We start from the raw sequence: 21,477 nt of genomic DNA on the forward strand, positions 1-21,477 counted from the left end.
ATGATTTCTCTGGATACTTTCCAGCAGCGTCGTCAGGCGCTGCTGGCGAAAATGGCTCCGGGCAGCGCCGCCTTGATCTTTGCCGCGCCGGAAGTGACCCGCAGCAACGACAGCGAATATCCGTTCCGTCAGAACAGCGACTTCCTGTACTTCACCGGCTTCAACGAGCCGCAGGCGCTGCTGGTGCTGATTAAAAGCGACGAGACGCACAACCACAGCGTGCTTTTCAATCGCGTACGGGATCTCACGGCGGAAATCTGGTTTGGCCGTCGGCTGGGGCAGGACGCCGCGCCTGAAAAGCTCGGCGTCGATCGCGCGCTGCCCTGGGATGATATCGACCAGCAGCTGCATCTGCTGCTGAACGGGCTTGATGTGGTCTATCACGCGCAGGGCGAATACGCCGCGGCGGATGCGCTGGTCTTCGCCGCGCTCGGTAAACTGCGCCGCGGTTTTCGCCAGAACCTCAGCGCGCCGGCGACGCTCACCGACTGGCGTCCCTGGGTGCATGAAATGCGCCTGTTTAAGGGGCCAGAGGAGATAAATATTCTGCGCCGCGCCGGAAAAATCAGCGCGCTGGCGCACACCCGCGCAATGCAGGCCTGCCGTCCCGGCCTGTTCGAATATCAGCTGGAAGGGGAGATCCACTACGTTTTCAACCAGCACGGCGCGCGTTTTCCCTCCTATAACACCATCGTCGGCTCGGGCGAAAACGGCTGCATTCTGCACTACACCGAAAATGAGAGCGAACTGCGCGACGGCGACCTGGTGCTGATTGACGCCGGCTGCGAGCTGCACGGCTACGCTGGCGACATCACCCGTACCTTCCCGATAAACGGCCGCTTCACCGCGCCGCAGCGCGCGATCTACGACATCGTACTGGCCTCGCTCTACAAGGCGCTGGCGCTGTTCCGCCCTGGCGTCAGCATCCGCGAGGTCAACGAAGAGGTGGTGCGCATTATGATTGCCGGGCTGGTGGAGCTGGGCATTCTGCAGGGCGAGGTAGAGACGCTGTTGGCCGAAGAGGCGCACCGTCCATTCTTTATGCACGGACTGAGCCACTGGCTGGGGCTGGACGTGCACGACGTCGGCCATTACGGCACCGCCTCGCGCGACCGTATCCTTGAGCCCGGCATGGTGCTGACCGTGGAGCCAGGGCTTTACATCGCGCCGGATGCCGATGTGCCGGCAGAGTATCGCGGCATCGGCATTCGTATCGAAGATGACATCCTGATCACCGAAACCGGCAACGAAAATCTCACCGACAGCGTCGTTAAAGACGCAGATGCGATTGAGGCGCTGATGGCAGCGGCGCGTCCGGCATGAACATTATCATTGTCGGCGGCGGCATGACCGGTGCGACGCTGGCGCTGGCCATCTCCCATCTGACGCAGGGTCAGCTGCCGGTAACGCTGATCGAGAACAGCGCGCCCAGCAGCCGCGCGCATCCAGGCTACGACAGCCGCGCTATTGCGCTGGCGGCCGGCACGCGGCAGCAGCTGGCGGATATCGATCTCTGGCGCAGCATCGACGCGTGCGCCACGCCCATTACCACGATCCACGTCTCCGATCGCGGGCACGCCGGCTTCGTTACCCTGCACGCGGAGGCGCATCAGATCCCCGCGCTCGGCTATGTGGTGGAGCTGTTCGAGGTGGGCCAGCGGCTGTTCAACAGGCTGCAAAGCGCGCCAGGCGTCACCCTGCGCTGTCCGGCGCGGGTGACCGACGCGCAGCGGCGGCAGGATAGCGTGCAGGTGACGCTGGAGGGTGGCGAGCAGCTGGAAGGGGCGCTGCTGGTGGCCGCAGATGGCTCCCGCTCGCCGCTCGCCGCCTCGCTCGGCATCCAGTGGCAGCGCGAGGATTATCAACAGCTGGCGGTGATCGCCAACGTCTCGACCGAGCTGCCGCATCAGGGACGCGCCTTCGAGCGCTTTACCGAGTACGGCCCGCTGGCGCTGCTGCCGATGTCGGACAATCGTCTGTCGCTGGTGTGGGCTCATCCGCTGTCGGCGCGCGAAAAGGTGGCCGCCTGGAGCGACGAGGAATTTCTGACGCAGCTGCAGCGCGCGTTCGGCTGGCGGCTGGGGCGTTTTACCCATACCGGTCAGCGCGAGAGCTATCCGCTGGCGCTGCAGAGCGCCACGCAGCAGGTGTCGCACCGCCTCGCGCTGGTGGGCAACGCGGCGCAGACGCTGCATCCTATCGCCGGTCAGGGGTTCAACCTGGGACTGCGCGACGTGATGTCGCTGGCGGAAACGCTGGCAGCGGCGCATCGTCAGCAGCAGGATATCGGCAGCTATGGCGTGCTGCATCACTATCAGCAGCGCCGCCAGCCCGATCGTGACGCGACTATTACCCTCACCGACGGGCTGGTGCGGCTGTTCGCCAACCGCTACGCGCCGCTGGTGGCGGGACGAAATCTGGGGCTGTTGGCAATGGATCATCTGCCGTGGCTGCGTAATCAACTGGCTGAGCGCACGCTTGGCTGGGTTAAGCGTTAACTAAGGGGCACCGATGCAAAGTTTTGATGTGGTCATCGCCGGCGGCGGCATGGTAGGACTGGCGGTCGCCTGTGGATTACAGGGCAGCGGGCTGCGCGTCGCCGTGCTGGAAAAGTCGGCGGAGCCGCAGTTCGATGCCAGCGGCGCGCCGTCGGTGCGCGTGTCGGCGATCAACGCCGCCAGCGAGCGGCTGCTGCAGAAGCTCGATGTCTGGTCCGATATTCTGGCGCGACGCGCCAGCGCCTATCACGGCATGGAAGTGTGGGATCGCGACAGCTTCGGCGCCATTAGCTTTGATGACGAGCAGCAGGGGCTGACCCATCTCGGGCACATTATTGAAAACCCGGCAATCCACAGCGCGCTCTGGCAGCGCGCCAGCCGCTGCAGCGACGTGACGCTGATGGCGCCTTCGCAGTTGCAGCAGGTGGCGTTCGGCGAAAATGAAGCCTTTATTACCCTGCAGGACAACACCATGCTGACGGCGCGTCTGCTGATCGCCGCAGACGGCGCCAACTCCTGGCTGCGCAACCAGGCTGACATTCCCTTAACCTTCTGGGATTACGAACACCACGCGCTGGTGGCGAATATCCGCACCGATCTGCCGCATGACGCGGTGGCGCGCCAGGTGTTTCACGGCGACGGCATTCTGGCGTTCCTGCCGATGCAGGATCCGCACCTCAGCTCAATCGTCTGGTCGCTGTCGCCGCAGGAGGCGAGCCGCCTGGCCAGCATGCCGCAGACGCTGTTCAATCAGCAGCTGGCGGTGGCGTTCGATATGCGGCTCGGACTCTGCCATCTGGAGAGCGAGCGCAAAACCTTTCCGCTGACGGCGCGCTACGCGCGCCAGTTCGCCGCGCACCGTCTGGCGCTGGTGGGCGACGCCGCGCACACCATTCATCCGCTGGCAGGGCAGGGCGTGAATCTCGGCTTTATGGACGCGGCGGAGTTGATTGGCGAGATCCGCCGCCTGCATCAGCAGGGCAAAGATATCGGCCAGCACCTCTACCTGCGCCGCTACGAGCGCAGCCGTAAAAGGAGCGCGGCGATGATGCTCGCCGGGATGCAGGGCTTCCGCGAGCTTTTCGCTGGCGTCCACCCGGCGAAGAAGCTGCTGCGCGATCTGGGATTAAAGCTGGCGGATACCCTGCCAGGCGTGAAACCGGCGATGCTGCGTCAGGCGATGGGGCTGCACGACCTGCCTGACTGGCTGCGTTAAGCCTCTCGTTTCCTCTTTGAGCCAGCCTTGCGCTGGCTTTTTTACGCCTGCACCAAAAAAGAGCAGCGCTGCACAATGAGCGCGCCTCGTTTGATTTATTCTAATTTAACTGCAGCGTTCGCATTACTTTTATTTATAACAGGAATCCCTGCGCCGATGAGGTTATTAACAATCTGCGCGCTATTCCTGATTATCTTGCTGCGTTAAAGCCGCAGCGTCCGATTTCCTGCGCGGTAAATCACAAAATCACAGTTTATTATGCTGAGTGCTTTGCGTGCACCGCAACGGGCATGCTTCAATTCGGCCCTGTACAGCTTATGGTTAAATCGCCTTTTCAATGATAACGTCAGGGAAAAGAGAACGTTTGCGCGGGCTGCCGCCACGGCGCTGGCCGCCCAAAACTTACCCGCTTCGCGACAGGATGGTTATGACTCAGCAAACCCCGTTGTTTGAACAGCATCAGGCCTGCGGCGCCCGCATGGTGGACTTCCACGGCTGGATGATGCCGCTGCACTACGGCTCGCAAATGGACGAGCATCATGCCGTGCGTCAGGACGCCGGGATGTTCGACGTCTCCCATATGACCATTGTCGATCTGCACGGCGCGCAGACGCGCGACTTTTTGCGCCATCTGCTGGCAAACGACGTCGCCAGGCTGACGCAGCCCGGCAAAGCGCTCTACACCGGCATGCTTAACGCCTCCGGTGGCGTCATTGACGATTTGATTGTTTACTTTATGACCGACGACTTTTTCCGGCTGGTGGTCAACTCGGCGACGCGCGAGAAAGATCTGGCGTGGATCGGCGAGCACGCGCAGGCCTGGGGCGTGGCCCTGACGGAGCGCGACGACCTGGCGCTTATCGCCGTTCAGGGGCCGCAGGTGCAGCAGAAAGCGCAGACGCTGTTCAGCGACGAGCAGCGCGACGCGGTGGCCGGCATGAAGCCCTTTTTCGGCGTGCAGTCCGGCGACCTGTTTATCGCCACCACCGGCTACACCGGCGAAACGGGCTATGAGATCGCGCTGCCCGCCACGGCGGCGGCCGACTTCTGGCAGCGTCTGCTGGCGGCGGGCGTCAAGCCCGCTGGGCTGGGCGCGCGCGACACGCTGCGGCTGGAAGCAGGCATGAACCTCTATGGCCAGGAGATGGACGAAGGGGTCTCGCCGCTGGCGGCCAATATGGGCTGGACGGTGTGCTGGGAACCCGCCGATCGCGACTTTATCGGGCGCGAGGCGCTGGAGCTGCAGCGCGAAAGGGGCACCGACAAGCTGGTGGGCCTGATCATGACGGAGAAAGGGGTGCTGCGTAACGGTCAGCCGGTGCGCTTCACCGACGCGCAGGGGCAGTCGCAGCAGGGAATTATCACCAGCGGCTCCTTCTCGCCGACGCTCGGCTGCAGCATTGCGCTGGCGCGCGTGCCGGCAGGCATTGGCGAGAGCGCCATCGTCGAGATCCGCCAGCGTGAAATGCCGGTAAAAGTGACCAAACCTGTTTTCGTACGCGGCGGCAAGCCGGTTCAGTAATCTATTTTCAGGAGAAATGGCGATGAGCAATGTGCCAAACGAATTGAAGTACCGTGACAGTCATGAGTGGGTGCGTAAGGAAGCGGACGGCACCTTTACCGTCGGCATTACCGAACATGCTCAGGAGCTGCTGGGCGATATGGTGTTCGTCGACCTGCCCGACGTCGGCAACACCTACGCCGCAGGCGACGAGTGCGCCGTGGCGGAGTCGGTCAAAGCCGCGTCCGATATCTATGCGCCGCTCAGCGGCGAAATCGTCGCCGTGAACGAAGAGCTGGGCGACGCGCCGGAGCTGGTCAACAGCGAACCTTACGCCACCGGCTGGCTGTTCAGAATCAAGCCCAGCGACGAATCTGAACTCGATTCGCTGCTGGACGCAGACGCCTATAAAGCCTCTATCGACGAATAAGCCACAGGGCGGCCAGGCGACGCTGGCCGCGTTTCAATGATTCGCCTTCTTTGTACTTCAGCCCGATTCAGGATTGACTGCTCATGACCCAGACTTTAAGCCAGCTCGAACATAACGGCGCCTTTATTGAACGCCATATCGGTCCCTCGTCGGAACAACAGGCGTTGATGCTGGAGGCGATTGGCGCCAGCTCGCTGGATGCGCTGATCGGCGCCATCGTGCCGGCCGACATTCAGCTGCCGGGCCCGCCCGCCGTCGGCGACGCCGCGACCGAGCAGCAGGCGCTGGCCGAGCTGAAGGCGATCGCGAGTCAGAACCAGCGCTACAAATCCTGGATCGGCATGGGCTACAGCGCGGTGGTGACGCCGCCGGTGATCCTGCGCAATATGCTGGAAAACCCAGGCTGGTACACCGCCTACACCCCCTATCAGCCGGAAGTGTCGCAGGGGCGCCTCGAGGCGCTGCTTAACTTCCAGCAGCTGACGCTCGATCTCACCGGTTTAGACATCGCCTCTGCTTCGCTGCTGGATGAAGCGACGGCGGCGGCGGAAGCGATGGCGATGGCGAAGCGCGTCAGCAAGCTGAAAAACGCCGCTAGATTCTTTATCGCGGAAGATATCCATCCGCAGACGCTGGACGTGGTGCGCACCCGCGCGGAAACCTTCGGCTTCGAGCTGATTATCGATCGCGCCGACAAAGCGCTGGAGCATGATGACGTGTTCGGCGTGCTGCTGCAGCAGGTCGGCACCACCGGCGAGGCGCACGACTACAGCGCGCTGATCGCCGAGCTGAAAAGCCGCAAAGTCGTGGTCAGCGTCGCGGCCGACTTTATGGCGCTGGTGCTGCTGGAAGCGCCCGGCAAGCAGGGCGCGGATATCGTCTTTGGATCGGCGCAGCGTTTCGGCGTGCCGATGGGCTACGGCGGCCCGCACGCCGCCTTCTTCGCCAGCCGCGACGAGCACAAACGCTCAATGCCGGGACGCATTATCGGCGTCTCGCGCGACGCCGCAGGCAACACCGCGCTGCGCATGGCGATGCAGACGCGCGAACAGCATATCCGCCGCGAAAAAGCGAACTCCAATATCTGCACCTCGCAGGTGCTGCTCGCTAATATCGCCGGGCTGTACGCGGTCTATCACGGCCCGAAAGGGCTGAAGCGCATCGCGTCGCGCATTCATCGTCTGACGACGATCCTTGCGGCCGGCCTGCAAAATGGCGGGCTGAAGCTGCGCCACAACAGCTGGTTCGATACCCTGACGGTTGAGGTGGCGGACAAAGGCGCGGTGCTGAACCGCGCGCTGAGCTTTGGCGTCAACCTGCGCAGCGATATTCATCACGCCGTCGGCATCACGCTGGACGAAACCACGCGTCGTGAAGATGTGCAGGCGCTGTTCGCCATTCTGCTCGGCGATGACCACGGCCAGGATATCGACAAGCTCGACGCCGCCGTGGCGGCCGACAGCCAGGCGATCCCTGCCGCGCAGCAGCGCCAGAGCGCGATCCTGCTGCACCCGGTGTTTAACCGTCATCACAGCGAAACCGAGATGATGCGCTATATGCACAGCCTGGAGAAAAAAGATCTGGCGCTGAACCAGGCGATGATCCCGCTCGGCTCCTGCACCATGAAGCTGAACGCCGCCGCCGAAATGATCCCCATCACCTGGCCGGAGTTCGCCGAACTGCATCCTTTCTGCCCGGCAGAGCAGGCCGCCGGCTACCTGCAGATGATTGGCCAGCTGTCGCAGTGGCTGGTGCAGCTCACCGGCTACGATGCGCTCTGCATGCAGCCCAACTCGGGCGCGCAGGGCGAATACGCCGGGCTGCTGGCGATCCGCCGCTATCACGAAAGCCGTAACGAGGGCGCGCGCAATCTCTGTTTGATCCCGAGTTCCGCGCACGGCACTAACCCCGCGTCGGCGCAGATGGCGGGCATGGAGGTGGTGGTAGTGGCCTGCGACAAGCAGGGCAATATCGATCTTGGCGACCTGCGCGAGAAAGCGGCGCAGGCGGGCGAGCATCTCTCCTGCATTATGGTGACCTATCCGTCGACGCACGGCGTGTATGAAGAGACCATTCGCGAGGTGTGCCAGATCGTGCATCAGCACGGCGGCCAGGTCTATCTCGACGGCGCTAACATGAACGCACAGGTCGGCATTACCACGCCGGGCTACATCGGCGCGGACGTGTCGCACCTGAACCTGCATAAAACCTTCTGTATCCCGCACGGCGGCGGCGGCCCAGGCATGGGGCCGATCGGCGTGAAAGCGCACCTGGCGCCCTTTGTGCCGGGTCACAGCGTGGTGCAGATCGACGGCGTGCTGACGCAGCAGGGCGCGGTCTCCGCAGCGCCGTTCGGCAGCGCCTCTATTCTGCCGATCAGCTGGATGTATATCCGCATGATGGGCGCAGAGGGGCTGAAGCGCGCCAGCCAGGTCGCCATTCTCAACGCCAACTACATCGCCAGCCGCCTGCAGTCGGCCTATCCGATCCTCTATGCCGGCCGCGACGGCCGCGTGGCGCACGAGTGTATTCTCGACATTCGTCCGCTGAAGGAGCAGACCGGCATCAGCGAGCTGGATATCGCCAAGCGTTTGATCGATTATGGCTTCCATGCGCCGACCATGTCGTTCCCGGTCGCCGGTACCCTGATGGTGGAGCCGACCGAGTCCGAGAGCAAAATCGAGCTGGATCGCTTTATCGACGCGATGCTCGCTATCCGCATGGAGATCGACCGCGTGGCAGACGGCGAATGGCCGGCAGAGGACAACCCGCTGGTTAACGCGCCGCACACCCAGGTTGAAATCGTTGGCGAATGGCGCCACCCCTACAGCCGCGAGCTGGCGGTGTTCCCGGCGGGCAGCGACAACAAATACTGGCCGACGGTGAAGCGCCTCGACGACGTGTTCGGCGATCGCAACCTGTTCTGTTCCTGCGTGCCGATGAGCGACTATCAGTAAACGCCGCGTCACACAGACCACAAGGGCCGCTTATCCGGCCCTTTTTTTTGGAGAAAATATGAGACTGGCTCTGGTAACCGGCGCAAGCCGGGGAATTGGCCGCGCAACGGCGCTGAGGCTGGCGCAGCAGGGCTATCGCGTGGCGGTCAACTATCGGAAGCGCGCGGAAGAGGCGCAGCAGGTGGTTGAAGCGATCCGCGAGCAGGGCGGCGACGCCTTTGCCGTGCAGGCGGATATCGCCGACGAGGCGCAGGTAATGGCGCTGTTTCAGCGGCTGGACGAGGAGGCGATGCCGCTCGGCGTGCTGGTCAACAACGCCGGCATCCTGTTTACCCAGTGTCGGGTGGAAGATCTCAGCGCGGAACGCCTGCAGCGCGTTTTCGCCACCAACGTCACCGGCGCCTTTCTCTGCTGCCGCGAAGCGATAAAACGCATGGCCACGCAGCACGGCGGGCTGGGCGGATCGATTATCAACGTCTCCTCTGCCGCGTCGCGCCTTGGCGCACCGGGAGAGTATGTCGATTATGCGGCGTCAAAAGGAGCGATGGATGCGCTGACGAAGGGGCTGTCGCTGGAGGTGGCGGCGCAGGGCATTCGCGTCAACAGCGTCAGGCCGGGCTTTATCTATACCGAGATGCATGCGGACGGCGGCGAGCCGGGACGGGTCGATCGCGTGGCGGCGATGGCGGGTGCCATCCCGATGGGACGCGGCGGCGAAGCGGAGGAGATCGCCGAAGCGATCGTCTGGCTGGCGAGCGAGGCGGCCTCCTACGTGACCGGCACCTTTATTGACGCCGCCGGCGGCCGCTAGCGACATGGCCGCGCCCGTGACGGCGCGGCCCAGGAGCCTTAAATGGTTTCGCCGTTGCTGGCGATCACCTGCTGATACCAGCCGAAGCTTTTCTTGCGCGAGCGGGCGAAGTCACCGCTGCCGTCGTCGTTTTTATTGACGTGAATAAAGCCGTAGCGCTTGTCGTACTGGCCGGTGGTGAACGAAACGCAGTCGATGCAGCCCCACGGCGTATAGCCCATCAGTTCAACGCCGTCATGCGCCACCGCCTTTTTCATCTCGGCGATATGTGCGCGCAGGTAGTCGATGCGGTAATCATCCTCAATCACGCCGTTCTCATTCGGTTTGTCGATGGCGCCGAAGCCGTTTTCGACGATAAACAGCGGTTTCTGGTAGCGCTCATAGAGCGCGTTGAGCGTATAGCGCAGCCCGACCGGATCGATCTGCCAGCCCCAGTCAGATGCGCTGACGTGCGGGTTTTTCACCACGCCGTCGAAACCGGTAATGGGATCGTCGACGCCGCTGGCGTCATGTTTTACCGCGTTGCTCATGTAGTAGCTGAAACCGACATAGTCGGCGCAGCCGTTGCGCAGCGTCTCGGCGTCGTCCGCGTCCATCTGGATCTGGTAGCCTTTGCGCGCCCACTCTTTCAGGGTGTAGGCTGGCCAGGCGCCGCGCATCTGCACGTCGCTAAAGACATAGCGCTGATGCATCGCCTCCTGCGCCAGCATCACGTCGTCAGGATGGCAGGAGTAGGGATAAATCGGCACCATGGCGATCATACAGCCGATCTGAAAATCGGGATTGATGGCGTGGCCGAGGCTAACCACCTTCGCGCTGGCGACGAACTGGTGGTGCATAACCTGATACATCACCTCTTCCGGCTTGTCGTGCTCGGTAAAAATCACGCCGGAGCAGCAGTAGCCAAACAGCGGATACTGCCAGTTGCGCTGGTTGTTGATCTCGTTAAAGGTCATCCAGTATTTCACCTTGTGCTGATAGCGACGCATCACCACTTCGCTAAAGCGCACAAAGAAATCGACCACGTTGCGACTGTGCCAGCCGCCATACGCTTTCACCAGGTGATAGGGCATCTCAAAGTGGGAGAGGGTGATCACCGGCTCGATGCCATATTTCAGCAGCTCGTCGAACAGGTCATCGTAAAACTGCAGGCCCGCCTCGTTTGGCTCCTGTTCGTCGCCGTTGGGGAAGATGCGCGTCCAGGCGATAGAGGTGCGAAAACACTTAAAGCCCATCTCGGCGAACAGCGCGATATCCTCTTTGTAGCGCGAGTAGAACTCCACCGCCTGATGGTTGGGGTAGTCGTTGCCGGGCTGCACGCCGTCGGTGATGACGCGGCTGACGCCGTGCGCGCCGCCGGTCAGCACGTCGGCGATGCTGACCCCTTTGCCGCCTTGATCCCAGCCGCCTTCAACCTGATGCGCCGCCACTGCGCCGCCCCATAAAAAGTGTTGCGGAAAGCCTGATTCGTTCTGCATATGTCCCTCTCAGCCAAATAGATATGGCCGCGAGTGTAGCAAAGCAAAAAACGAAGTCACGATATAACACCGGCGCGCCGGCGTAATATGTCACGCGGCGAAAACAGGCTGTTTTATTTAATCAGCAGTCGGCCGACAGCTTCGAGAATATACATCACCGGCACCTGGGTGGTGATATCGTAATTGTCGCTCAGGCGGATCACCGGAACGTGGTAGGCGAGGGTAAAGTCGCTCATTTTCGCCAGCGAGCTGCTCTCGGAGTGGGTGATCGCCAGCGTCTGACAGCGGCGCAGGCTAAACTGGCTGGCAAGGCGCAATATTTCCGGCGTCTCGCCAGAAACAGAGAGCAATATCGCCAGCGTATTGTCATCCACGTTGCCGCTCACCGGATAATAGGGATCGTCGATATAGTGACTGAATTTACCGACGTTAGAGAAAAAGCGCGCGCCATATTTGGCGAGGCTGCCTGAGGTACCGGCGCCAATAAAGAAAAGCTGCTCGGCGCGATTAATCATCTCTGCGGCGCGGGATATCAGCGCGCTAAATTCATCGTTATTAATGCTTTTGAAAAAACTGAGCATTTCGCTGACGCCGACGTTCGCCTGCACCGGCTGCGCCTGCTGCTGCGCCAGCCGAAAGCGGATGCGGAATTCGGACCAGCCGTCGCACCCCATCTTGCGGCAGAAACGCAGCACGGTGGTGGTCGAGACGCCCGCCCGTTCTGCCAGCTCGCGGATGGTCATATAGCTGACGCTTTCCGGATGTTTAATGATGTCGTGATAAACCTGCATTTCCAGCGCGTTCAGGCTGGCAAGATCGTGATGAGAGAACATCTGCGGGCGCGCTCATAGGAGTAAGATCGCCGAGCAGTGTAGCAGATTTGCGCGCGCGTCAGGCTGTAACACGCCTTCACAGTTTAATTTTAGCGTACAAGTGTACTCTGAAAATATTCCTGGCTATGCTGGTGGTCAGAAAATCCGCACTCACCGCGAGGTTCAGACGCGTTCCATTATGAAAAATCGTTTAGTATTCCAGGGCTATTCGCTCGCTGAAGAGATCGCCAACAGCATCAGTCATGGATTCGGCTGCCTGTTCGGTATTGTCGGTCTGGTGCTGCTGCTGATGCAGGCGGTTGAAATGAATGCCACCGCCACCGCCATTACCAGCTATAGCCTCTACGGCGGCAGCATGATCCTGCTGTTCCTGGCGTCGACCCTGTATCACGCCATTCCCCATCACCGCGCTAAGCGCTGGCTGAAAAAACTCGACCACTGCGCCATCTATCTGCTGATTGCCGGCACCTATACGCCTTTTCTGCTGGTGGGCCTGAAATCGCCGCTGGCGCACGGGCTGATGGTGGTGATCTGGAGCCTCGCGCTGGCAGGCATTATCTTTAAGCTCACCATCGCGCACCGCTTTAAGGCGCTGTCGCTGGTGACCTATCTCAGTATGGGGTGGCTGTCGCTGGTGGTGATCTATCAGCTGGCGCTGAAACTCTCGGCGGGCGGCGTCTGGCTGCTGGCGGCCGGCGGCATCATCTATTCGCTCGGCGTTATCTTCTACGTGGCGAGGCGCATACCCTACAACCATGCGATCTGGCACGGCTTTGTGCTGGGCGGCAGCGTCTGCCATTTCTGCGCCATCTACTTCTATGTGATGTAACGCACCGCAACCGGCGGCCAGCCGGTTGCGGTGAAGGATCACTCCTCCAGAGAATAGGGCAGCGGCTGAATCAGCAGACGGCCGCCTTCGTCGCCCTCGACGCGCAGCACGCTTTCCGGCGCCAGATCGTTGTTCATCACCACCTGAACCCACACCGCGCCATCGTCAAGCTGAACGGCGGCCAGCACCGTGCCGGTGCGACGCCAGCGCTCACCCATCTGCAGCTCCAGCGAATCGTTCGCGGCGGGCACCCGGCTCGCCTGGCCCGCCAGCCAGTAGAGCGCGCGCTTGTTGGCGCCGCGGAATTTCGCGCGCGCCACCATCTCCTGGCCGGTGTAGCAGCCTTTTTTAAAGCTGATGGCGTCGAGCGCCTGCAAATTGGTGGCCTGCGGGATCAGCTGCGCGGCGGTCGCCGGCTCGATCACCGGAATACCCGCCTCGATATCCAGCGCCAGCCACTGCATGCTGTCGTTGAGCTGCGCGTCGTCGGCCAGCTTCTGCTGCAGCGCCTGCGCCTGCTCGCGCGTTGTGACGATCAGGAAGCGCTCTGCGGGCGCGGCGAACCACAGCAGGGTGCTTTCTGCCTGCTGCACCACCGGATGCGCGCTGTCCGGCAGGGCGTCGAACAGGCTGGTCAGCGCCGCGCGCGCCTGAAAGCCCGCCACGCCAAGCAGCACCGCGTCGTCGTCCGGTGCCAGCGTCACCTTAGAGAACACCGCATACTTTTTCAGTTCGGTCAGCTGCGTGTCGCGCAGTTCGCGGCGCACCAGATAGGCGTAGCCTTCGCCGCGATGGAACAGGCGCAGGTTGCTCCACATTTTGCCTTTGGCGTCGCAGTGCGCCGCCGGGCGATGCTGATCCGCCGCCAGCGCAGCGACGTCCAGCGTAAGCTGACCCTGCAGATAAGAGGTGCTGTCGGGACCCTGCACCGACACCAGCGCCCAGCCGTCCAGCGACATCAGGGTTAACGGCAGGCGAGAGGCGGCCACGGGCTGGCGCGGCGGTAAGCTGAAAATAGGCATTGGCTATCCTGGTTACGAAGGTTAATCCTGACTCAATGTTAAAAGAGCGCACTGGCTTTGCAACCGGTTTAGGGGATCGGGCGCACAAATCGCGAGCCGGCGCGGCAACCGCAGCCCGGCGCGTGCGGCGTGCCGCACAGCCTGCCCACGCGCCTCTGCAGGCGTCCGCAAACCAGGTTACACTAGCCGCACTTTCCTGACTGCGGAACAACACATATGGATATTCATGACAAATCGCGCATTCACTGGGCGTGCCGTCGCGGCATGCTGGAGCTGGATGTCGCTATCATGCCCTTCTTCAAATATGAGTATGACACCCTCAGCGATAGCGATAAAAAAGCGTTTGTGGCGCTGCTCAAGAGCGACGATCCCGACCTGTTCAACTGGATGATGGACCATGGCGAACCGGCCGATCCCGAGCTGAAGCGCATCATCCGGCTGATCCAGCAGCGCAACCGTGAACGCGGCCCCGTGGCAATGTAAGCTGCGCCCGTCGCGTCAGGCGCGCCTGCTGCACGGCGTGTTTGCCGCCGGCGCGCTGCTGCTGGTGGCGGGCGCACCGTTGCCCGCCGCTGGCTGGCTGATAAAGCTGCCGCTAATGCTGTGGATGATGCGGGAGAGCCGCCAGCAGCAGCGACGACTGGCGCAGCGTCGAGGCCTGTTGCAGATTAAAGGCGACGACAGCTGGCGCTGGCAGGGCGTGCGCTGGCGCATCGCCGCGCCGATCCGCTGGCTGCCGGGCGCGGCGCTGCTGGTGCTGCGCAGTGAGAAAGGGCGCACACAGCGGCTGTGGCTGCTGCAGGATATGATGTCGCGCAGCCGATGGCGTCAGTTTCGCGCCCGCCTGCTGTGGCGCGAGAGGCCGTAGCGGCGCGCTACAGCAGCGCGGCGGTTTCGGTCAGGATCTGTTCGCACCACTGTTCGATGCGTTCATCGGTGACGTCGAACTGATTAACGTCGTCCAGCGCCAGGCCGACGAACCGGGTGCCATCGGCGCTAAGCGGCTTCGGGCTGGTAAACTCATAGCCGTCGAGCGGCCAGTAGCCGACGAACGTCACGCCCATCGGCTGCAGCAGCTCATGCAGCATGCCGAGCGCGTCGAGAAACCATTCGCTATAGCCGATCTGATCGCCCATGCCGTAGAGCGCGACGATTTTATCGCGCAGGTTGAGGGTCGACAGCTGCGGCCAGATCGCTTCCCAGTCCTCCTGCAGCTCGCCGAAATCCCAGGTCGGAATGCCCAGAATCAGCAAATCGTACTGCTCCATCAGCAGCGGATCGTCATCTTTCACGTTGTGCAGCGTGACCAGCTCAGCGCCGATAAAGTCGCGGATTTTCTCTGCGGCCATTTCGGTGTAGCAGGTGCTGGAGCCATAAAAAAGACCAATTTTCATGCAGATAATGCTCTGGGTAAGACTGACTTTGGCGCAATTGTATCAGAAGCAGGGCAGATTCAGGCATAATGAGCACGATTTCACCTCAAGGGCGGCGATACCGTGCAAGACAGCGACCTGACAGAACAGTTTCTGGATGCGCTCTGGATTGAACGCAATCTGGCGCAAAATACCTTGTCCTCCTATCGCCAGGATCTGAAGACGCTGACCGACTGGCTGCAGCATCACGGCCTGACGCTGCTGACGCTGCAGACGGCGGATCTGCAGCAGTTCCTCTCTGAGCGGCTGGAGGGCGGCTATAAAGCCAGCAGTTCGGCGCGGCTGCTCAGCGCCATGCGGCGCATCTTTCAGTATCTCTACCGCGAAAAGCTGCGCAGCGACGATCCCAGCACGCTGCTCTCCGCGCCGAAACTGCCGCAGCGGCTGCCGAAGGATCTCAGCGAGGCGCAGGTCGAACGCCTGCTGCAGGCGCCCAGCACCGATATCCCGCTGGAGCTGCGCGACAAGGCGATGCTGGAGCTGCTCTACGCCACCGGGCTGCGCGTCTCTGAACTGGTCGGGCTGACCCTGAGCGACATCAGCCTGCGCCAGGGCGTGGTGCGCGTGATCGGTAAAGGCAATAAAGAGCGTCTGGTGCCGCTGGGCGAAGAGGCGGTTTACTGGCTCGAACACTACCTGGAACATGGTCGTCCCTGGCTGCTGAACGGCCAGACGCTGGACGTGATGTTTCCCAGCAGCCGCGCGCAGCAGATGACGCGCCAGACCTTCTGGCACCGCATCAAGCACTACGCCGTGCTGGCGGGCATCGACAGCGAAAAACTGTCGCCGCACGTGCTGCGGCACGCCTTCGCCACCCATTTGTTGAACCACGGCGCCGACCTGCGTGTCGTACAGATGTTGCTGGGACACAGCGACCTCTCGACCACGCAAATTTATACGCACGTCGCCACCGAGCGGCTGCGTCAGTTGCATCAACAGCATCATCCGCGCGCCTGACGCGGACATTAAGGAAAGAAGATGAAGAAATTTCTCCTGCTGGCCCTGTTGGCTGGCGCCTTTAGCAGCGCAGCTCAGGCCGATGACGGCGCCATCCTGCAGTCTCTGAAAAAGCTGGGGCTGAAGCAGACCGAAATCACCGCATCGCCGCTGCCGGGCTTTAAAACCGTGCTGACGGAGAGCGGGGTGATTTACGTCACCGAAGACGGCAAGCATATGATCCAGGGCCCGCTCTATGACGTCAGCGGCGCGCAGCCGGTCAACGTCACCAATCAGCTGCTCGACAAAAAGGTCGAGGCGCTGGCGCCACAGATGATCGTCTACAAAGCGGCAAAAGAGCAGCACGTGATCACCGTTTTCACCGATATCACCTGCGGCTACTGCCGCAAGCTGCATGAGCAGATGGCCGACTACAACGCGCTGGGCATCACGGTGCGCTATCTCGCCTTCCCGCGCGAAGGGCTGCACGGCCAGGTGGAAACCGCCATGAAGGCGATCTGGTGCGCCGCCGATCGCAACAAAGCGTTTGACGACGCGATGAAGGGCAACGCGCCGCAGATGAGCGCGCCGGACAGCTGCAAAATCGATCTCGACCAGCACTACAAGCTGGGCATTCTCTACGGCATTCAGGGCACCCCGGCGATCCTGACCGACTCCGGCATGATGATCCCGGGTTATCAGGGGCCGCAGGAGCTGAAACAGGTGCTGGATCAGCAGAAGCGCGGTGGCTAATTGGCAGTGATAAAAACAGTTGAACTACGGCGGCGCGAGATCGGCGTCGAGGACCAGCTTCCGGCGGCGCTTCCGCCGCTGCTGAAGCGTCTCTATCTGCAGCGCGGCGTGCGCAGCGCGGCGGAGCTGGAACGGGGCGCGAAGCATCTGCTGCCTTTCTCGACGCTGAACGGGCTGGACGAAGCGGTCGAGCTGCTGCATCAGGCGCTGCTCGACGGACGCCGCATTATGGTGGTGGGCGATTTTGACGCCGACGGCGCCACCAGCACCGCGCTGACGGTGCTGGCGCTGCGCAGCATGGGCGGCCATAACGTGCAGTATCTGGTGCCTAACCGCTTTGACGACGGCTACGGCCTGAGCCCGGAAGTGGTAGAGCAGGCGCGCGCGCGCGGTGCCCAGCTGATCCTGACGGTGGATAACGGCATCTCGTCCCACAGCGGCGTCGCCTGCGCCCATCAGCACAATATTCCGGTGCTGGTCACCGATCACCATCTGCCGGGCGAAACCCTGCCGGAGGCGGAGGCGATCGTGAACCCTAACCTGCGCGACTGCGACTTTCCGTCGCGCGCGCTGGCGGGCGTCGGCGTCGCCTTCTATCTGATGATGGCGCTGCGCGCCCACCTGCGTAAGGTTGGCTGGTTCGGCGCCACGCGCGCGGAGCCGAATCTGGCGGAGCTGCTGGATCTGGTGGCGCTCGGCACCGTCGCCGACGTGGTGCCGCTCGACGTCAATAACCGCATTCTGGTGTGGCAGGGGCTGAGCCGCATCCGCGCCGGCAAATGCCGTCCGGGCATTCGCGCGCTGCTGGAGATCGCCAACCGCGACGCGCGCCAGCTGGTGGCGAGCGACCTCGGCTTCGCCCTCGGCCCGCGTCTTAATGCGGCGGGACGGCTCGACGATATGTCGGTCGGCGTGGCGCTGCTGCTGACTGACGATATCAGCGAGGCGCGTATGCTGGCCAGCGAGCTGGATGCGCTGAACCAGACGCGTAAAGAGATCGAGCAGGGCATGCAGAGCGAGGCGCTGGCGCTTTGCATGGAGCTGGAGCGTAAGCAGACCGATCTGCCGCTGGGGCTGGCGTTCTACCATCCTGAATGGCATCAGGGCGTGGTCGGCATCCTGGCCTCGCGGCTAAAAGAGCGTTTCTACCGGCCGGTTATCGCCTTCGCGCCGGCGGGCGACGGCACGCTAAAAGGCTCCGGACGCTCGATTCCTGGTCTGCACCTGCGCGACGCGCTGGAGCGGCTCGATACGCTCTACCCCGGCATGATGCTGAAGTTCGGCGGCCATGCCATGGCGGCGGGGCTGTCGCTGGAAGAGACGCACTTCGACGCGTTTCGCCAGCGCTTCGCCGCGCTGCTGGGCGAGTGGCTGAGCGAAGAGACGCTGCAAAGCGTGATCTGGTCGGACGGCGCGCTGCAGCCAGGGGAATTCAGCTTGCAGACGGCTGAAATGCTGCGCGAAGCGGGTCCCTGGGGACAGGCGTTCCCTGAGCCCGCCTTTGACGGCAAGTTCAAACTGCTGCAGCAGCGCCTGGTGGGCGAACGCCATCTGAAAGTGATGCTGGAGCCACTCGGCGGCGGGCCGCTGCTCGATGGCATCGCGTTTAATATCGACACCACCCTGTGGCCCGACAGCAGCGTGCGTCAGGTCGAACTCGCCTTTAAGCTCGATATCAACGAGTATCGCGGCAACCGCTCGGTGCAGCTGATTATCGATCACCTCTGGCCGCTGAACTGATCGCGTTTTAATGGCGGATCGGCTGCCGATCCGCCGCTGACCGCCCGGTCGGCGCGCGACTGAAACCCTACAATCTCACCGCTATTTCAGTTAGACTGCGGGGTTTCCATCCCGACATTCAGCGAAAAGACCCGAAGCCATGTTTGAAATTAATCCGGTTAAAAACCGCATCCAGGACCTCACCGAGCGCAGCGACGTTCTTAGGGGGTATCTTTGACTACGATGCTAAGAAAGAACGCCTCGAAGAAGTAAACGCCGAGCTGGAGCAGCCAGACGTCTGGAACGAGCCTGAACGCGCGCAGGCGCTGGGCAAAGAGCGCTCCTCGCTGGAAGCGATCGTGCAAACGCTGGATCAGATGTCGCAGGGCCTGGAAGATGTGCAGGGTCTGCTTGAGCTGGCCGTAGAAGCAGAAGACGAAGAGACATTCGACGAAGCCGTTGCTGAACTCGACACGCTGGAAAGCAAGCTGGGCGAGCTGGAATTCCGCCGTATGTTTTCTGGCGAATATGACAGCGCCGACTGCTATATCGATCTGCAGGCGGGTTCTGGCGGCACCGAAGCGCAGGACTGGGCCAGTATGCTGATGCGTATGTATCTACGCTGGGCCGAATCCAAAGGCTTTAAAACCGAAATCATTGAAGAGTCAGAAGGCGAAGTGGCGGGCATCAAGTCCGTCACCATTCGCGTCTCCGGCGACTACGCCTTTGGCTGGCTGCGTACCGAAACCGGCGTGCATCGCCTGGTGCGTAAGAGTCCGTTTGACTCCGGCGGCCGTCGTCACACCTCATTCAGCTCTGCGTTTATCTATCCGGAAGTGGATGACGATATCGATATCGACATCAACCCGGCGGATCTGCGCATCGACGTCTACCGCGCGTCGGGCGCGGGCGGTCAGCACGTTAACCGGACCGAATCGGCGGTGCGTATCACCCATATTCCCACCGGCACCGTGACCCAGTGTCAGAATGACCGTTCTCAGCATAAGAACAAAGATCAGGCAATGAAGCAGATGAAGGCGAAGCTGTACGAGCTTGAGATGCAAAAGAAAAATGCCGAGAAGCAGGCGCTGGAGGACAACAAGTCCGACATCGGCTGGGGCAGCCAGATCCGCTCCTACGTGCTGGACGACTCGCGCATCAAAGATCTGCGCACCGGCGTCGAAACCCGCAATACCCAGGCGGTGCTGGATGGCGATCTGGATCGTTTTATTGAAGCAAGCTTAAAAGCAGGGCTATAAGGAACCGACATGTCTGAACAACAACCGCAGAGCGCTGATGCCGCCCTTGAGTTAAACAACGAATTAAAAACGCGTCGCGAAAAACTCAGCGCGCTGCGTGAACACGGCGTGGCGTTTCCTAACGATTTCCGCCGCGACACCACCTCGGACGCGCTGCACGCGCAGTATGACGAGAAGAGCAACGAAGAGCTGGAAGATCTGGGCGTTGAGGTCAGCGTCGCCGGACGTATGATGACCCGCCGCATTATGGGCAAAGCCTCGTTCGTCACGCTGCAGGACGTGGGCGGCCGCATTCAGCTCTACGTGGCGCGCGACGATCTGGCGGAAGGCATCTACAACGAGCAGTTCAAGAAGTGGGATCTGGGCGATATCCTCGGCGCGCGCGGCAAACTGTTCAAGACCAAAACCGGCGAGCTGTCGATTCACTGCCACGAGCTGCGTCTGCTGACCAAAGCGCTGCGTCCGCTGCCGGACAAATTCCACGGCCTGGCCGATCAGGAGACCCGCTATCGCCAGCGCTATCTCGATCTGATCGCCAACGACGAGTCGCGCCACACCTTTAAAGTCCGCTCGAAAATCATGGCCGGCATCCGCCAGTTCATGGTCGGCCGCGACTTTATGGAAGTGGAAACCCCGATGATGCAGGTGATCCCAGGCGGCGCCTCCGCGCGTCCCTTTATCACCCATCACAACGCCCTCGATATCGATATGTACCTGCGTATCGCGCCGGAGCTTTACCTGAAGCGTCTGGTGGTCGGCGGTTTCGATCGCGTGTTTGAAATCAACCGTAACTTCCGCAACGAAGGCATCTCACCGCGCCATAACCCTGAGTTCACCATGATGGAACTCTATATGGCCTATGCGGACTACCGGGATCTGATCGAGCTGACCGAAAGCCTGTTCCGCACCCTGGCGCAGGATGTGCTCGGCACCACCAAAGTGCCTTACGGCGACCAGGAGTTCGATTTCGGCAAGCCGTTTGAGAAGCTGACCATGCGCGAAGCGATCAAAAAGTACCGCCCGGAAACCGATCTGGCGGATCTGGATGATTTCAGCAAGGCGGTGGCGATTGCGCAGTCGATCGGCATCAAGGTCGAGAAGAGCTGGGGTCTGGGCCGCGTGGTAACGGAGATTTTCGAAGAGACGGCGGAAGCGCATCTGATCCAGCCGACCTTTATCACCGAATACCCGGCGGAGGTGTCGCCGCTGGCGCGCCGTAACGACGAGAACCCGGAGATCACCGATCGCTTTGAATTCTTTATCGGCGGCCGCGAAATCGGCAATGGCTTCTCCGAGCTGAACGACGCGGAAGATCAGGCCGAGCGTTTCCAGCAGCAGGTGAACGCCAAAGATGCAGGCGACGACGAAGCGATGTTCTACGACGAAGACTACGTCACGGCGCTGGAGCACGGCTTGCCGCCGACGGCGGGTCTGGGCATCGGCATCGACCGTATGGTAATGCTGTTCACCAACAGCCATACCATTCGCGATGTGATCCTGTTCCCGGCGCTGCGCCCAACCGCAAAATAACGCTAACGGCTAACGGCTAACGGCTAACGGCTAACGGCTAACGGCTAACGCTAGCTGGTTTTTCAGCAACGCCTAAGCCTGAAACGCGGCTGGCAGGGCCAGAAGAGCAAAGCGTCCCGCACCATGGACAAAAACGCCGGGAGCGTTTTTGAACAACGCGACGCGTTGGCCCGTTTACGGGCGCACCTCAAGGATGAGGTGCGTAATTACGCGGGCCGAGCGCGCAGGGATGCCTTGAGCGACTTTGCGATCTGGCCCTGCCAGCCGCGTGA

Annotated in this window: 19 protein-coding genes; 15 read left to right on the forward strand and 4 right to left on the reverse strand. The window is 61.8% G+C overall.

The features are described 5' to 3' along the window. The 7 genes from pepP to MC269_RS03710 all read left to right on the forward strand — a co-directional run bounded on the left by pepP (nt 1) and on the right by MC269_RS03710 (nt 9,413). Nucleotides 1-1,323 carry a Xaa-Pro aminopeptidase gene (gene pepP, locus MC269_RS03680; protein ID WP_239954021.1) on the forward strand — a complete coding sequence of 441 codons (1,323 nt, stop codon included), beginning with the start codon at nt 1-3 and terminating at the stop codon, nt 1,321-1,323. Next, the gene (ubiH, locus tag MC269_RS03685) at nt 1,320-2,498 is read left to right on the forward strand and encodes a 2-octaprenyl-6-methoxyphenyl hydroxylase (RefSeq protein WP_239954022.1); all 1,179 of its coding nucleotides are present in this window, start codon (nt 1,320-1,322) and stop codon (nt 2,496-2,498) included. The genes pepP and ubiH overlap by 4 nt, the downstream gene beginning before the upstream one ends. Nucleotides 2,499-2,511: 13 nt before the next feature. Then, on the forward strand, nt 2,512-3,714 hold the full coding sequence (gene ubiI, locus MC269_RS03690) for an FAD-dependent 2-octaprenylphenol hydroxylase (RefSeq protein WP_239954024.1): 1,203 nt from the start codon (nt 2,512-2,514) through the stop codon (nt 3,712-3,714). Nucleotides 3,715-4,141: 427 nt separating this feature from the next. Continuing rightward, nucleotides 4,142-5,236, forward strand: a complete 1,095-nt coding sequence (gene gcvT / locus MC269_RS03695) for a glycine cleavage system aminomethyltransferase GcvT (protein ID WP_239954026.1) — start codon at nt 4,142-4,144, stop codon at nt 5,234-5,236. 22 nt (nt 5,237-5,258) lie between these two features. After that, on the forward strand, nt 5,259-5,645 hold the full coding sequence (gene gcvH, locus MC269_RS03700) for a glycine cleavage system protein GcvH (RefSeq protein WP_081140906.1): 387 nt from the start codon (nt 5,259-5,261) through the stop codon (nt 5,643-5,645). An 83-nt stretch (nt 5,646-5,728) separates the two neighbouring features. Continuing rightward, entirely contained in the window at nt 5,729-8,602 is a 2,874-nt protein-coding gene (gcvP, locus tag MC269_RS03705) for an aminomethyl-transferring glycine dehydrogenase (RefSeq protein ID WP_239954028.1), read from the forward strand. 58 nt (nt 8,603-8,660) lie between these two features. Next, on the forward strand, nt 8,661-9,413 hold the full coding sequence (locus MC269_RS03710; protein ID WP_239954030.1) for an SDR family oxidoreductase: 753 nt from the start codon (nt 8,661-8,663) through the stop codon (nt 9,411-9,413). A 38-nt stretch (nt 9,414-9,451) separates the two neighbouring features. On the opposite strand, the gene MC269_RS03715 is transcribed toward MC269_RS03710, so the two are convergent. Both MC269_RS03715 and MC269_RS03720 read right to left on the reverse strand, forming a co-directional pair. Next, a complete protein-coding gene (locus MC269_RS03715) occupies nt 9,452-10,891 on the reverse strand; it encodes a 6-phospho-beta-glucosidase (RefSeq protein WP_239954032.1) in 1,440 nt (479 codons plus the stop codon). 113 nt (nt 10,892-11,004) lie between these two features. Beyond that, the gene (locus tag MC269_RS03720; protein ID WP_081140910.1) at nt 11,005-11,724 is read right to left on the reverse strand and encodes a MurR/RpiR family transcriptional regulator; all 720 of its coding nucleotides are present in this window, start codon (nt 11,722-11,724) and stop codon (nt 11,005-11,007) included. Nucleotides 11,725-11,902: 178 nt separating this feature from the next. Here MC269_RS03720 and MC269_RS03725 point away from each other — a divergent pair, with 178 nt between their 5' ends. Next, nucleotides 11,903-12,553, forward strand: a complete 651-nt coding sequence (locus MC269_RS03725; protein ID WP_371824356.1) for a hemolysin III family protein — start codon at nt 11,903-11,905, stop codon at nt 12,551-12,553. Nucleotides 12,554-12,591: 38 nt separating this feature from the next. Here MC269_RS03725 and ygfZ read toward each other — a convergent pair whose 3' ends face one another. Then, nucleotides 12,592-13,575 carry a tRNA-modifying protein YgfZ gene (ygfZ, locus tag MC269_RS03730; protein ID WP_239954034.1) on the reverse strand — a complete coding sequence of 328 codons (984 nt, stop codon included), beginning with the start codon at nt 13,573-13,575 and terminating at the stop codon, nt 12,592-12,594. A 216-nt stretch (nt 13,576-13,791) separates the two neighbouring features. On the opposite strand from ygfZ, the gene sdhE reads away from it, so the two are divergent. Further along, complete coding sequence (gene sdhE / locus MC269_RS03735) at nt 13,792-14,058, forward strand: FAD assembly factor SdhE (RefSeq protein WP_081140912.1); 267 nt, start codon at nt 13,792-13,794, stop codon at nt 14,056-14,058. Further along, entirely contained in the window at nt 14,033-14,443 is a 411-nt protein-coding gene (locus MC269_RS03740; RefSeq protein WP_081140913.1) for a protein YgfX, read from the forward strand. The genes sdhE and MC269_RS03740 overlap by 26 nt, the downstream gene beginning before the upstream one ends. 7 nt (nt 14,444-14,450) lie before the next feature. On the opposite strand, the gene fldB is transcribed toward MC269_RS03740, so the two are convergent. Beyond that, nucleotides 14,451-14,969 (reverse strand): flavodoxin FldB, encoded by a 519-nt coding sequence (fldB, locus tag MC269_RS03745; protein WP_239954036.1) that lies wholly within the window; start codon nt 14,967-14,969, stop codon nt 14,451-14,453. 102 nt (nt 14,970-15,071) lie between these two features. On the opposite strand from fldB, the gene xerD reads away from it, so the two are divergent. The 5 genes from xerD (at nt 15,072) to lysS (ending at nt 21,205) form a co-directional block, all read left to right on the forward strand. After that, complete coding sequence (gene xerD, locus MC269_RS03750) at nt 15,072-15,965, forward strand: site-specific tyrosine recombinase XerD (RefSeq protein ID WP_239954038.1); 894 nt, start codon at nt 15,072-15,074, stop codon at nt 15,963-15,965. 21 nt (nt 15,966-15,986) lie between these two features. Further along, nucleotides 15,987-16,697: a bifunctional protein-disulfide isomerase/oxidoreductase DsbC gene (dsbC, locus tag MC269_RS03755; protein WP_081140916.1), complete on the forward strand. Its 711-nt coding sequence runs from the start codon at nt 15,987-15,989 to the stop codon at nt 16,695-16,697. Between the two features lie 6 nt (nt 16,698-16,703). Then, nucleotides 16,704-18,437: a single-stranded-DNA-specific exonuclease RecJ gene (gene recJ / locus MC269_RS03760; RefSeq protein WP_239954040.1), complete on the forward strand. Its 1,734-nt coding sequence runs from the start codon at nt 16,704-16,706 to the stop codon at nt 18,435-18,437. Between the two features lie 139 nt (nt 18,438-18,576). Beyond that, nucleotides 18,577-19,675 (forward strand): peptide chain release factor 2 gene (gene prfB / locus MC269_RS03765; protein WP_143806314.1). Its coding sequence is split into 2 segments (ribosomal slippage): nt 18,577-18,651 and nt 18,653-19,675, totalling 1,098 coding nucleotides; the frame shifts between segments, so codons are not numbered across the junction. Between the two features lie 9 nt (nt 19,676-19,684). Beyond that, a complete protein-coding gene (lysS, locus tag MC269_RS03770) occupies nt 19,685-21,205 on the forward strand; it encodes a lysine--tRNA ligase (RefSeq protein WP_239954042.1) in 1,521 nt (506 codons plus the stop codon). Nucleotides 21,206-21,477 lie beyond the last annotated feature (272 nt).

The organism is Pantoea sp. Z09 (assembly GCF_022394795.1).
Lineage (GTDB): Bacteria > Pseudomonadota > Gammaproteobacteria > Enterobacterales > Enterobacteriaceae > Pantoea > Pantoea latae.

Coding starts and splice junctions, on each gene's coding strand:
- pepP (WP_239954021.1), top strand. CDS start 1: ATGATTTCTCTGGATACTTTCCAGCAGCGTCGTCAGGCGCTGCTGGCG.
- ubiH (WP_239954022.1), top strand. CDS start 1,320: ATGAACATTATCATTGTCGGCGGCGGCATGACCGGTGCGACGCTGGCG.
- ubiI (WP_239954024.1), top strand. CDS start 2,512: ATGCAAAGTTTTGATGTGGTCATCGCCGGCGGCGGCATGGTAGGACTG.
- gcvT (WP_239954026.1), top strand. CDS start 4,142: ATGACTCAGCAAACCCCGTTGTTTGAACAGCATCAGGCCTGCGGCGCC.
- gcvH (WP_081140906.1), top strand. CDS start 5,259: ATGAGCAATGTGCCAAACGAATTGAAGTACCGTGACAGTCATGAGTGG.
- gcvP (WP_239954028.1), top strand. CDS start 5,729: ATGACCCAGACTTTAAGCCAGCTCGAACATAACGGCGCCTTTATTGAA.
- MC269_RS03710 (WP_239954030.1), top strand. CDS start 8,661: ATGAGACTGGCTCTGGTAACCGGCGCAAGCCGGGGAATTGGCCGCGCA.
- MC269_RS03715 (WP_239954032.1), bottom strand. CDS start 10,891: ATGCAGAACGAATCAGGCTTTCCGCAACACTTTTTATGGGGCGGCGCA.
- MC269_RS03720 (WP_081140910.1), bottom strand. CDS start 11,724: ATGTTCTCTCATCACGATCTTGCCAGCCTGAACGCGCTGGAAATGCAG.
- MC269_RS03725 (WP_371824356.1), top strand. CDS start 11,903: ATGAAAAATCGTTTAGTATTCCAGGGCTATTCGCTCGCTGAAGAGATC.
- ygfZ (WP_239954034.1), bottom strand. CDS start 13,575: ATGCCTATTTTCAGCTTACCGCCGCGCCAGCCCGTGGCCGCCTCTCGC.
- sdhE (WP_081140912.1), top strand. CDS start 13,792: ATGGATATTCATGACAAATCGCGCATTCACTGGGCGTGCCGTCGCGGC.
- fldB (WP_239954036.1), bottom strand. CDS start 14,969: ATGAAAATTGGTCTTTTTTATGGCTCCAGCACCTGCTACACCGAAATG.
- dsbC (WP_081140916.1), top strand. CDS start 15,987: ATGAAGAAATTTCTCCTGCTGGCCCTGTTGGCTGGCGCCTTTAGCAGC.
- lysS (WP_239954042.1), top strand. CDS start 19,685: ATGTCTGAACAACAACCGCAGAGCGCTGATGCCGCCCTTGAGTTAAAC.